10 protein-coding genes are annotated in these 12,961 nt (G+C 66.0%); 8 read left to right on the top strand and 2 right to left on the bottom strand.

The annotated features are described in order from the left end of the window. The first annotated feature begins 267 nt into the window (after nucleotides 1–267). The 6 genes from SNA_RS29600 (at nucleotide 268) to SNA_RS29625 (ending at nucleotide 6,824) form a co-directional block, all read left to right on the top strand. Entirely contained in the window at nucleotides 268–1,458 is a 1,191-nt protein-coding gene (locus SNA_RS29600; protein ID WP_051877259.1) for a LeuA family protein, read from the top strand. Beyond that, nucleotides 1,455–2,900, top strand: a complete 1,446-nt coding sequence (leuC, locus tag SNA_RS29605; RefSeq protein WP_241779894.1) for a 3-isopropylmalate dehydratase large subunit — start codon at nucleotides 1,455–1,457, stop codon at nucleotides 2,898–2,900. Before SNA_RS29600 ends, leuC begins: the two co-directional genes overlap by 4 nt. Beyond that, nucleotides 2,897–3,535 (top strand): 3-isopropylmalate dehydratase small subunit, encoded by a 639-nt coding sequence (gene leuD / locus SNA_RS29610; protein WP_030065784.1) that lies wholly within the window; start codon nucleotides 2,897–2,899, stop codon nucleotides 3,533–3,535. The genes leuC and leuD overlap by 4 nt, the downstream gene beginning before the upstream one ends. Then, nucleotides 3,532–4,704, top strand: a complete 1,173-nt coding sequence (locus tag SNA_RS29615; RefSeq protein ID WP_044367630.1) for a pyridoxal phosphate-dependent aminotransferase — start codon at nucleotides 3,532–3,534, stop codon at nucleotides 4,702–4,704. Before leuD ends, SNA_RS29615 begins: the two co-directional genes overlap by 4 nt. Before the next feature lie 38 nt (nucleotides 4,705–4,742). Beyond that, a complete protein-coding gene (locus SNA_RS29620; RefSeq protein WP_044367632.1) occupies nucleotides 4,743–5,942 on the top strand; it encodes a cytochrome P450 in 1,200 nt (399 codons plus the stop codon). 174 nt (nucleotides 5,943–6,116) lie between these two features. Beyond that, nucleotides 6,117–6,824: a TetR/AcrR family transcriptional regulator gene (locus SNA_RS29625; protein WP_030065781.1), complete on the top strand. Its 708-nt coding sequence runs from the start codon at nucleotides 6,117–6,119 to the stop codon at nucleotides 6,822–6,824. 689 nt (nucleotides 6,825–7,513) lie between these two features. On the opposite strand, the gene SNA_RS29630 is transcribed toward SNA_RS29625, so the two are convergent. Together SNA_RS29630 and SNA_RS29635 are read right to left on the bottom strand one after the other, a co-directional pair. Beyond that, complete coding sequence (locus SNA_RS29630; RefSeq protein WP_030065780.1) at nucleotides 7,514–8,332, bottom strand: hypothetical protein; 819 nt, start codon at nucleotides 8,330–8,332, stop codon at nucleotides 7,514–7,516. A gap of 112 nt (nucleotides 8,333–8,444) precedes the next feature. Then, entirely contained in the window at nucleotides 8,445–9,788 is a 1,344-nt protein-coding gene (locus SNA_RS29635; protein ID WP_241779895.1) for a hypothetical protein, read from the bottom strand. 535 nt (nucleotides 9,789–10,323) lie between these two features. Between SNA_RS29635 and SNA_RS29640 the strand changes: the two genes are divergently transcribed. Further along, a complete protein-coding gene (locus tag SNA_RS29640) occupies nucleotides 10,324–11,724 on the top strand; it encodes an MGMT family protein (RefSeq protein ID WP_030065778.1) in 1,401 nt (466 codons plus the stop codon). A gap of 106 nt (nucleotides 11,725–11,830) precedes the next feature. After that, complete coding sequence (locus tag SNA_RS29645) at nucleotides 11,831–12,820, top strand: IS481 family transposase (protein WP_030065777.1); 990 nt, start codon at nucleotides 11,831–11,833, stop codon at nucleotides 12,818–12,820. Nucleotides 12,821–12,961: the final 141 nt, after the last annotated feature.

A 12,961-nucleotide genomic window follows, 5' to 3' on the forward strand; every position in this document is an offset into this window, starting at 1 on the left:
AAAGCGGTTCGGCGGGCGCCTGTCCCGTTGACAGGACAGCTCAACGGGATATCTCCACGCGCCAGCGTGAGGCACGTCTTGCCTCCGCAGCAGCTCAACGAGCTTGGACAATGAAGATCTTGACAGTCCACGCCGGGCGGAGATAATTTCCCAATTCGCTCCCTCAACACCCTTGTGCCGCCGGTTAGGTTTCTCTAAGAGTGGGCGGCGCTCCACCTTTCACTGGAGAGACACCAACCATGTAACGGAGCATGGAGGTAGATTCTCGTGCCGACTCATGGCGGATTACCGTTGAGAAGAACAAGAATTTTCGATACCACATTGCGCGATGGCGAACAGGCGCCGGGAAATGCGATGCGGCCCCACCAGAAACTCGACATCGCGCTGGCGATCGAGGCACTGGGCGTCGATGTGATCGAGGTGGGTTTTCCGAGTTCCTCGCCGAGCGACCGCGAGGCCGCCCGGCTGATCGCCGACGCCCTGACCTCCGCCCGCGTCGCTACGCTCAACCGACCTTTATCCGAGGACATTCGCCTCGCCGTTGAGTCGGCCGGCGCCGAGCGGCACCACCTGCAGATCATGGCGACCGGCAGCGAGATTCACCTCCGGCACAAGCGGGGCATCCAACAGGCCGAAGCGCAAGACCAGGTGGTCGAGGCGATCGGCTTCGCCAAGTCACTGGGCGTCAAACATGTAACGCTGGCCATCGAGGACGCCTCGCGCGGCTCCGACGGCCTGCTGCGGCCCCTGATCATGCAGTCCATCTTGGCGGGCGCGGACACGGTGACAGTCGCCGACACCACCGGCTGCATGGTGCCCGCCCAGTACGGCGGCCTGATCGCCCGTATACGGTCCTGGATCCCGCCAGAGATTGTGGTCTCCACGCACTGCCATGACGACCTCGGGCTGTCACTGGCCAACGCCCTGGCTGGAATCGAGGCCGGGGCCGACGAAGTGCAGACCACCCTGGCCGGCATTGGCGAGCGGGCGGGGAACACCCCGCTGGAGGAACTCATCGCGGTGCTCACGTACAACGGCGAAGCGATCGGCGCCACCACCTCCGCAAAGACCGAGGGCCTGTACGCTGCGTTCGGCCTACTGTGCGATGCAATCGGGCTCTCCGCCCCCCGCAACAAGGCCATCTTCGGCGTAAACTCCTTCGCCACGCAGGCCGGGATCCACCAGGCCGGGATCCTGCGTGCGCCCCTCACCTACGAGTACGTCGAGCCCGCGCGGTTCGGCCGGGAGCGCACGATTCTGGTCGGCCGACACTCGGGCCGGGCCATACTGCGCCACGTCCTCCAGGAGATGAAGCTGCCGGTCGACGAGCTGCTCGTGGACCGTCTCTACGAGGAATACGTCGCCCATCGCACCAACGGCGAGTGCGTCAGCATGGCCGACCTGCGGGCGATCATCACCGAGCGGCACGCTACAAGCTCCAAGGCGTTGACCCGATGACCATAGCAAGCACTGCCGCCGGACGAATGGCCACGGGAAGAACGCTGGTTGAGAAGGTCTGGGACAGCCATGTCGTGATGCGCGCTCCCGGCGAGGCAGATCTGCTCTACATCGATCTGCACCTGATCCACGAGGTGAGTTCGCCGCAGGCGTTCGACGGCCTGTGCCTGTCCAGCCGCACAGTGCGGCGCCCCGACCTCACCCTCGCCGTCGAAGACCACAATGTCCCGACCGACTCGCTGCTCGTCCTCGACCCAATGGGCAAAGCTCAGGTCGAGACCCTGCGGAAGAACTGCGCCGCCCATGGAATCGAGCTGTTCCGCCTCGGGGACCGCCGACAGGGCATCGTGCACGTGGTGGCACCGGAGCACGGGTTCATCCGCCCGGGGATGTCGGTGGTCTGCGGCGACAGCCACACCTCCACCCACGGCGCGTTCGGCGCGCTGGCCTTCGGCATCGGGACCACCGATGTGGAGCACGTGCTCGCCACCCAGACGCTGCCGCTTCCACGGCCGCACACCATGGCGGTCGAATTCACCGGAGTGCCCGCTGCGGACGTCACGGCTAAGGACCTGATCCTGGCGCTGATCGCACACGTTGGCGCCAACGGCGCACACGGACACGTCATCGAGTACCGGGGCCGGGCCATCGAACTGCTATCGATGGAGGGCCGGATGACCCTGTGCAACATGAGCGTCGAGGCCGGGGCCCGTGCCGGGCTGATCGCACCGGACCAGGTCACCTACCGGTATCTGAAGGGGCGTCCGGGGATGCCGGACGGCACTACCTGGGAGCGGGCCGTGGCCCACTGGGAGACGCTGCGCACCGACGAGGACGCCGTCTTCGACAGGGTCGTACGGATCGATGTCTCGGCCCTGACCCCATTCGTCACCTGGGGCACCAACCCAGGCCAGGCCGTCCCCCTCGCCTCCCGCGTCCCCACCCCGGAGTCCTTCGCCGACGCCCAGCAGCAGGCGGCGGCCCACCGTGCCCTCGCCTACATGGGGCTGGCCTCCGGCACCCCGATGGACTCGATCGAGATCGACACCGTGTTCATCGGCTCGTGCACCAACGGGCGCATTGAGGACCTCGAATCCGCCGCCGCTGTGCTGCGGGGCCGCTCCGTGGCGCCCGGCGTGCGGATGCTGGTCGTTCCCGGCTCCACGGAGGTCCGTCACCAGGCCGAAGTCCGGGGTCTACACCGGGTCTTCACCGAGGCCGGCGCGGAGTGGCGACTGTCCGGCTGCTCCATCTGCCTGGGCATGAACGCCGACCGGCTGACCGGACCCGCCCGCTGTGTGTCCACTTCGAACCGGAACTACGAGGGCCGTCAGGGCCTGGGGGTCCGTACTCACCTGGCGTCGCCCGCGGTCGCGGCGGCGACCGCCGTGACCGGAAGGCTGACCGCGCCCAGCTGCCTGCCGCAACGGGGGACCGTGTGAAACCGCTGCTCGAACACACCGGATACGGGGTCGCACTGCGCCGCGGCGATGTCGACACCGACCAGATCATCGCCGCCGAGTACTGCAAGCGGCTGACCAAGAGCGGATACGCGGATGTGCTGTTCGCTGGATGGCGGAAGGATCCCGCGTTCGTACTGAACCGGCCGGCGAGTTCGGACGCCAGCATCCTGGTGGCGGGCCACAACTTCGGCACCGGCAGCTCCCGTGAGCACGCCGTGTGGGCGCTGCGGGACTGGGGTTTCGCGGTGGTGATCGCGAGCAGTTTCGGAGATATCTTCCGGCGCAACGCGTTCAAGAACGGTCTGCTCGCGGTCGAGTTGCCGACCCCCGTGGTGGCCGAACTGGCCGACCGTGTCGACGGCGATCCCCGCGCCAAGATCACCGTGGACCTGGCCGGCCTCGAAGTCCGCTCCGGCGGGCTGCGCCACGCGTTCGCCGTGGAAGCGAGGGCACGTCAGCTCCTGCTTGAGGGACTCGACGAGATCGCGGTCACCTTGGCCCAGGACCGCGCCATCACCACGTACGAAAAGTCGCGAGGGGACTGGCTGCCTAGCGTGCCTAATACGCCGCTTCGGCCAGTGTGCCCGTCCACGGCGAAGAGGCGGCTCATATGACGCAGTTCCCGGTGGCTGCGCGCGTCGGCAAGCTGGCGCGCAGCGGCCTGTTCAAGCTGCTCAGCGAGGGGCATGGCGAGAAGGTGGTCGACCTCGCCCTCGGTGTACCGGGAGCGCCCGCGACTCCGCCACGGCTGATCGAGACGGCCTGCGCGGCCCTGCGAGAGGGAATCAATCAGTACGAGGTACCGGACGGCAATCTCGAACTGCGGCGCCGAATAGCGGCTGCGCTGCCCACGCCCACGGATCCGCTCACCGAATTGACAGTCACGGTCGGTGCCAGCGAGGCGCTTTCCGCGGCCGTGCTGGCCACCGTCAATCCGGGCGACGAGGTCATCGTCTTCGAGCCATTCTATGAGAATTTCCTCAGCGCGATCGCGCTGGCCGGTGGTGTTCCCCGCCCGGTGCGGGTGCACGCGCCGGATTGGCGCTATGACCCCGCCGAATTACGAGCGTCGTTCGGCCCACGTACGACAGCGATCGTCCTCTGCACGCCGAACAATCCCACCGGCCATATGCTCACGCCACAGGAGTTCGCCGAGATAGCGGAACTGTGCGAACGCTGGAACGCTGTCGTCATCTCCGACGAGATCTACGCGGGATACGTCCATGAAGGAAGGCAGCATGTATCGGCGGCCGACCTGCCCGCCCTTCGCGAGCGCGGCATTGTCATCGGCAGCCTCTCTAAGAGCCATGCGGTCAGCGGCTGGCGCATCGGCTATCTGCGCGCCTGCACGGCGCTGACCAGCGCCGTTCGCCGGGTCCACGAGGCGGTCTGCGGGGGCGGCGCGACCCCTCTGCAGGAGGCGGCCGCGCGCGCCGCCGCGATGGAACCGGATTTCCTCACACCGCGCTCAGATCTGAGCGTTCAGCGGAATCTAGCGACCTACATCTTCTCCGCGGCCGGTTTTCGCTGTTTCCCACCGGACGGCGGGTGCTACGTGATGGCAGATATCCGGCACATCACGGATGAGGACAGCGAGTCTCTGGCCTATCGCCTCGTCCGGGAAGCCGGGGTTATGGTCGCGCCCGGCACGTTCTTCTACGCGGGCAGCGCGGCAGGCGCGGGACTCATCCGCATCGCGTTCAACCGCCGAATCGAAACCCTCAACGAGGCCGAGCGCCGTCTGTCGGCATACCGGCCACGCGAACACGCTCAATCGTCTTGATAAGGCGCCCCCACCCAGCATTGTGAAAAGGACATCCGATGGCCACCCTCGCCGACCGATGGAACATCCACCCAGCGCATTTCTGGCTGCGCGGCCAACAACCAGATCAGCCCATCCGATTCGACGAAGAACTGGGGATATGGAACGTCTACGGATACGCGGAGGCCGTGAGAATCCTGGGCGATCCAGCGATCTTCTCCTCCGATACAAAACGGCTGTATGCCTCTGAAGCCGTCAATGAACATAAAGAGGGCAACCTGATCCAGATGGATGCGCCGGAACACGGCAAGCTACGCACACTGGTTAGCGGCGCATTCAACCGGAAGATCGTCGCCGACCTCGAACCTCGAATCCGCGAGGTCACCCGCGAACTGCTCGACGCGGTGCCCGACCCGTCAGAGCTCGAAGTGGTGACCGATCTCGCGTACCCGCTTCCAGTGATCGTCATCGCCGAGCTGCTGGGTGTGCCGAGCAGCGATCGCGACCTGTTCAAGCAATGGGTGACGGTGATGCTGGAGGGCACCGGTCAGCTCTCCCTGCGCGACCGCGACCTCAGCGAGGAGGACGAGCGCGATCAGCGGGCGGTGATCGAGCAGTGGCAGCCGATGTTCGACTACATCCGCGAGCACGTTGCCGAGCGTAGGCGGCAGCCGCGCCAGGATCTGCTGACCCAACTGGTCACAGCGGAGGTCGACGGTAACCGGCTGACCGACAACGAAGTGGTAAATTTCGCGGTCCTGCTGCTGGTCGCCGGGCACGTCAGCACCACCCTGCTGCTCGGCAACACCCTGTTGTGCCTCGACGCGCACCCGGAGTGGGCGGCGCGGGTACGCGAGGATCGCTCGCTGGTGCCGAGCGCGATTGAGGAATCGCTGCGCATGTTCAGCCCGTTCGCGGGCGTCACGCGGTCCACATACACCGAAGTGGAGATCGCCGGGCAGCGGGTACCCGCGGACCAAATGATCATGGTGTGGCTCGCGGCGGCGAACCGGGACGCGCGCCAGTTCGCCGACCCGGACACCTTCATCCCGACCAGGGACCCCAACCCGCACCTCGGACTCGGGCGCGGCATCCACTTCTGCCTCGGCGCTCCCCTGGCAAGACTGGAAGGCCGCGTCGCTCTAAACATGCTGATGGACCGCTTCCCAGTACTGCGCACCGACCCCGCCAATCCCCCGACCTTCGTCCCCACACCTAACATGACAGGCGTCCGCACTCTCCCCATGCGTACCATCTGACACTCCTTACTTGGCCCCGCACGCGGCGGCCCCCGGCTGGCTGGAAACTTCCTTACGCCGGCGGCGCCACGCGCTCCAGCGTTGACTTCGTGATCAATCGCAAACTGGTCACGAAGTCAGCGGGGGGTACGGGCAATGCAATGGGGAAACGACTGTGGAGCGGGAGAATAGGGCGTGGAACGGGCGGAACGCGCCGAGCGCATCTTGGAGGCGGCGGCCGAGCTGCTGCTCGCTTGGGGTTACCGGCGGGTGACGATCGATGAGATCGCCCGCCGCGCCAAGGTCGGCAAGGGAACGGTCTACCTGCATTGGAAGACCAAGGACGCGTTGTTCCTAGCCGTCCTGGTCAAGGAACAGTTCCATAGCCAGCGCCGCCGGTTGCAGCGGATGCGCGACGACCCGCTGGAGATCCTGCCCGGTCGGCACGCTGGCGGCATCTTCCGGGAGTTCCTGGGGCAGCCGGTGCTCCGTGCCCTGTACACCGACGACTCCGATCTCCTCGGCCGACTCAACGACATCGCGAAGAAGGAGTTCGCGCAGCTGATAGCCGAAGGCGACCGGGTGCTCTGCCGCCACCTCGAAGTTCTGCGCGAGCACGGCCTCGTACGCGACGACGCCGACATCCGCCACCAGCAGTACACCCTGATGGCGACGCTCATCGGCTTCTTCACCTCCGAGGGGATGCTCGCGGACCGCGCCCCGGACACCCCGGAGGTGCGGGCCGACATGCTCACCCAGATGGTCCGCAGCGCCCTGGAGGCGCCGGACCCCGATCTCGTACGCGCCACCGCGGCGGCCGCGGCTGCGCCCAAAGTCATCGCCCTCTACGAGAACATGGCAGAACTCAGCGAGCAGGAGATGCGCCGGCAGCTCCGCAGCTGAGAACGGCCCAGGTCGAGGCGGACACCACCGCGCGGCGGGACCTCCTTCCTCATCGACCATCTGCCCTGGAAGGACCCCGCCATGTGTCCAGCCACCAAGCCCCCTGGGAATCCGTTACACCGCTCTTTCGACACGGGGGCCTTGTCCGTGAGAGCAACCAGGACACCGCCTGCGCCGGGTCCCGCTTGCTCACCGTGGCCGACGGCTTCGGCAGCGGAGGAGCCCCCGCAAGCGCCGTCGTCGACGCGTTCAAGCGCCTCTCATGGCAGCCAGCACATCGCGGCCGACTCCACGGCGCCTGCTGGCTTGGCTCCGCGAGGAACATCACGCTGCCTACAGTTGCGTGAGACATCGATCGCCAACCCGTCCCTCTAAACCGTAGGCACCGCAGGTCAGGGCACCGACCTGCCCACAGTCATCTGAGAAGCCGCGCAGGGCGCCAGCCGCCCAAAGAGCCGGTGCCGGCTCGCGGCCAGGGCCTGGCCGACGGGCCACCCAACACTGGGCCCCACTGCTTCCCGAAAACGTGGAAAATCCAGCTGCCGGCCCGGCAGGCCAGCTCATCGACGCAGGTCAGAAGCCATCCCAGCCAATCACGGCTAGGTGCCTTCTAAGCGCTGCTCCATGCCTCAACTCAGCCGACAGGTCTCCAATCCGAGCTATAGCCGGAGCCGAAGCTACGCGTGCGATCAACCGTCGGCGTGAGTACCCCGATCCAAATCAACCAGCTGGTCCCGCAGTCGTGCGGCTTCGGCTTCTGCCTGCCGGAGCCTCCGTTCCAGGCCAGCGCGGGTCGGTGGTTTCTGCGGTTGCCGTCGCTCCGGCTCTGCCTCGCGTGGGATCAGCCAGCCGACGCGCTGGTCCGCCACAATCCAGTGCACGTAGCAACAGGTGTAGCAAAGGCACTCGGGTTCTGGGCTGGGCCAGCCCTGTGAGAGCATCCGACGCATATGGTCATGCTCGCGGGGAGCATGACCAGTCGGGTTGGATGCCCAGAACTCCTCGAACTCCTTGGTCATCTCCGCGACTCGCTTGGCGCTGCACCGATGAGGTCCCTCTTCGGGTTTCCACTCCAGGTCGGGGGCGATGACGTCGGTGATGTGCCCGCAGGCCAGCTTCACCTTCCAGAAGGCGCTGGTATGCGGCTCGTCATGGCGGATCAGGGCCCAGGTCTCAGGATCTATCCCATCACGAGGTTCCGCCGGGTCGGCGGGAAAAGTCCGCTTCCTGCGCTCGCCCCACTCCACGATGTCCCGGTACGGAGCAGGCGGAGCGTCATCGTGGACGCAGAGCATCTGGCCCTTCTGCAGCCACTCGCACTCGGGGCCGCGCCACTGCCGATCACTCGGCAAGCACTCCTCGCCGAGCGTCAGCACCTCGTTGATGCAGCCACAGTCCAACTGAACACGCCACCGGTAGCACTCCTTCGCCTCTGGCACCAGCAGCGCCCCTAAGGCAGGAGGAAGTCGGTCACGGAACTCGGCATTGGCCTCCTCGAACTCGCGCAAGGCTTCCTTGCGCGACCTCGCTCTTCCGGGCAACGACCGCCGCACCGCGTCAGACGCCGAGCGCGAGATCGCGTCGGGGCTACCGTCAGCATCAGTTGGATGGTTAGTCATGTCAGAAGTTCCCCCAGCCCGATTGAGACTCCGGTCCGTACGGGCCCCACCCCGTCAGATAAGGCTTCAGGTCATCGGGCTTCGGCTCTCGTGGAGTTGGCATCCCTGGAAGTCGAAGCAGCGGATCAATCGCTTCGACGTGGCTCCGAGCCCAGGCCAGCCATTTCCGTGCTGAGGCAACTTCTGACTCGTCAGGCTCCGCTGCCTCTGCGATGCGCCGTTCCAACGCCTCGCAGTACTCGCGCAGGACAGCCGCTTCCTTCCACTGCGCGGCCTGTCCGCTGAGCACATGAGCCAGCTGGGCCTGAACGGCCTGCTCCTTCGCCGCAGCCATGGCCTCATGCCATCGAGCTTTGCGCTCTGCCTCCGCACGCGCCTCGTCCACCTTTCGCTGCGCATCCTCGACCGCGCGGGATTCGACTTCCTGAAGTACTGCGCCCAGGACGTCCTCAAGTACCCAACGCTTACGGTCGGCCCATTGCCTGCGGCGAGCGGAACCGCTGTAGCCGAGTTCGAGCATGAGCTTTTCGCTGCGCTGCGGATCCGCGGCCTGCGGACTCTCCTGCTTGATCGTGATGGTGTACGTGAACTCGCCGACAATCAGGTTCAATTCGCCTTCACGGCGCGAGTACTTGGGCGGCTCATAACACCCGTTGTAGGAGTATCCGCGGTTGCGGTGGCAATCAGGGACAGGGTGCTCCTCCACCCTGTGTCCCCGCCGTTCGGCTTCAGCAGCAAGCCCCTGGAACACACGAAGGGCACGGCGGCGTGGTTCTGCCGGCATCACGAGCCAGCCTTCGTCATCGCGCAGTGCGGCCACGACCGGGTGCGGTAAGCGCAACTGAACGGGGACTGGAACCTGGGGCGCGTCTTCCGGCGCCTGCTGACCGGAGTTGGGATGGGGGCCTTCGAGAAGTGAAATCTGCAGGTCCCGGATGCGGTTGAACATGCGGGACTTCTCGATGCGCTTGCCGGACGGGACGAGTCCGTGTCGCTTCGCGAAATCAATGACGCGCCGCCACTCCACCACTTGGACTTCGTCGGGTGCGTGGATGATGACCTGCCGCTCCGCGACAAGCCGTTCGATGAGCTGAGTCGCCTTCGCCCGCCGCGCTACAGGGATGGGCCTCTCGCTGTACGACGCCACGCCCTTCGTTTCCTTCTCGGCGCCCTTGCCGATGCCGCGTGTGGTCGCGGCACCCCGTTGCTCGGTCGCACGCTCCACCTTCGTGGGGCGACTCTGCGACTCACGGGCCGACATCGTGGTCTGCTCTTCCTCAGCCGTGCGCCCCGGGCGATCCGGGTGGTGACCGTGCTTGAGGTAGAACTTCCCGGCCTCGGTCACCTCAGCCGACAGAACTCCGCGGCTCCGTCGTACCGCCAGCAGTCCGCGGTCGCGCAGTGCGTAGGCAGAGCGCCTGTCGCTCAGCTCCTGCGCGCTTAGCTCCTCGCCCGCGTCCAGGCGACCGAGAAGTGCTCGTTGCCGATCGTTCAAAGGGGACCAGCGATGCATGGCATCAGCTCACACGCCCCCGCCCAGGCAGGCAATCACTCGTTCGGGTCGGGCCACCTCAACGGCAAGCCACTCCCCTGTCTACACCACCCCACTCCAAGCCTATGACCAGCACAGACTCCCGCCCCCCCGGTAGCGATCCTGCTCGAACCTCATTCGGGACGAAGAGATCGTGGGTTCACATCCAGCCACCCCGAGTGGCGTTGCCCCTGCCTCGGAACTGCTGGACAGCCGACCTCGGAGGAGACCCCAAGCCCTCTGCGATCCGCCGCAAGGAACTCTCCCCCTCCGGTAGTGCGCCCTGCGCGTAGGCTCGGGGCGGACGGCGTGACAGTGCCGGGTCCATGGAATGGGGCAGGGGGACAGCGTGGATCATCTCTTCACCGTCGACGGGTGCTCGGCCACTCCTGTCCCACCGACCGCGCTCGCTGCCGAAGGGCTTTTCGAACGGCAGCACCTTCAGGAGTGGGTGATCGCGCATCCGGCGGTGCTCGGCGACGAGGTGCTCGTCATCACCTCCGAGTTCGACCGGTGGGCCGACACGGACGGCGTGCCCGCGTGGGACCGGCTGGACATCCTGGGGCTGGATGCCACGGGGCGTCTCGTAGTAGTGGAGCTGAAGCGGGGAACGGCGGACCGCGATGTACACCTTCAGGCGATCACCTACGCCGCTCTAGTGTCACGGTTCGACCTCGACACGTTGGCCCAGGCACACCGCGACTTCCTCAAGGGCAGGGGTGAGAGCCTCGACCTGGAAACGTGCCGGCAGCGTCTCCTGGAGCATGTGGACGGGGACTGGAGCCCCGAACTGCTCCAACGTCCCAGGCAGGTGATCATCGCCGCCGACTTCCCCAAGCAGGTCACTCACACCATGGTCTGGCTGTCGGAGATGAATCTCGACATCGACCTCATCCAGGCGGGTCTCTGGAAGGTCCAGGACCAACTCGTCGTCGGCTTCACCAAGCTCTACCCCACCCCGGAGGTCGAGGAGTTCACCCTCGCCCCGGCCCGGAACGAGGCCAAGGCAGCAGCGCAGAAGCTGGAAGAGCGTTCGGGTGCCCGCAAGGCCGTGCACGTCATCGTCGAGGCCGGGCTGTTGCCGGACGGGACCCGGATACGGCTGGTGCCGAGACACGGCGCGACGGAAACCATCCGCGAGGCCATTCATGTATGGATGGGCGAGGACAGCAGTCGCGGGGCCGCCACGTGGACCAACGGCAGCGCCAACCAGCTGACCTGGGAGGCCGATGGCAGGCGGTACTCACCGACCGGGCTGGCCAAGCACATCTTCACCAGCGTGACCGGCCGCAAAGCCGACGGAATACAGGGCACGACCTGGTGGGATGTCGACACGAACCATGTCCCGGACACGGTTGATCCCGACGACTGGGCAGCGCTGGCGGGCCTCAGTCTGGTACGTCTGGCCAAGCAACTCAGCGGCTCCGGCAAGGACTGGACAACCCTCCACAGTCTGCTGGCCTCCCTGCCCTCCGGACGGTGGACAACCTACGGGGACGTGGCGATCGCGGTCGGGAGCGCTGCTCTGCCGGTCGGCACACACCTGTCCACCTGCGGCCAGTGCCCCAACCCATGGCGAGTCCTGAACGCTGCGGGACAAGTCAGCGCCGGCTTCAAGTGGTCCGACCCCACCCGCACAGACTCCCCCGCCGATCTCCTGGCGGCCGAGGGCGTCAGCTTCGACACGGGGACAGCGGATCCGAGCACCCGCCTTCCCCTGGAGACCCTGAAGAACCTCCTCGACGACTGATCCCGACCGTCGCGGAACCTGCCGTGGAACCGCAAAGCGGTGGCCCTAGGTATAAAACTGCCGGACATTGGTGACACATGGATCTCCGACTACGACGGAGCCAGCCATGCCCCCTTCACCGCAACAGCAGCAGGATCGCCGGGCCCAGCGACGTCTGGCGGTCCTGCGCCACGCCGAGGAAGTCACTGGGAATGTCTCGCTGACCTGCCGGTACTACGGGATCAGCCGCAACTGCTTCTACAAGTGGCAGCGGCGCTACCAGGAGGAGGGCATCGAGGGCCTGCGCGACCGTTCCAGCGCACCGCACCACAGTCCCCATGCCACCGACGCCGACATCGTGAACAAGATCGTCTACCTGCGGCAGAACTACCACTTCGGCCCGATGAAGATCCGGATGTACCTCCAGCGGTACCACGACATCGACATCGCCTGCTCCGCCGTCTACCGCATCCTCAAGCGGCTGGGTCTCAACCGGCTGCCCGCATCGCAACGCTACAAGCGCCACGACAGGCGCTATACCCGCTACGAGAAGCAACTGCCCGGCAACCGGGTCCAGATTGACGTCAAGTTCATCGAGCCGATCGGCGCGCCTGCCCCGACGGCCCAGCAGCCGGCCCCCGTCGTCGGCACGACGCCCAAGGTCCGCCGTCGGGCCAAGTACTACCAGTTCACCGCGATCGACGACTGCACCCGGCTGCGCGTGCTGCGGATCTACCCTCGGTGCGACCAGAAGACAGCCGTCCAGTTCCTGGACTACGTCCTTGAACGACTGCCTTTCCGCGTCGAGGTCATCCAGACCGACAACGGCGCGGAGTTCCAGTCCGCCTTCCACTGGCACGCGCTCGACAAGGGCATCGCCCACACCTACATCAAACCGGCATCCCCGCACCTCAACGGCAAGGTGGAACGCTCACACCGCATCGACGCCGAGGAGTTCTACCGCATGCTCGCCGGTGTCGTCATCGACGACACCGGCAAACTGAACGAAAAACTCCGAGAATGGGAGGACTACTACAACTACCACCGCCCGCACGGCGCTCTCGGCGGCCAGACTCCCTACGAACGCCTGAAGCAGAAGACTCAGACCCAGATGTAACCAAGCTCTGGCAGATGCACACCTAGGCGGAGCCGAACGCGTGGGAGTCCCCTGAGATTTTTCTGGGACTTCCGGCTGGATCAACGGGCATGAACGTGAAACAACCGAAAGGACATTTACGCAGGTCACCGCTGCGCACGA

Source organism: Streptomyces natalensis ATCC 27448 (genome assembly GCF_000935125.1).
Lineage (GTDB): Bacteria > Actinomycetota > Actinomycetes > Streptomycetales > Streptomycetaceae > Streptomyces > Streptomyces natalensis.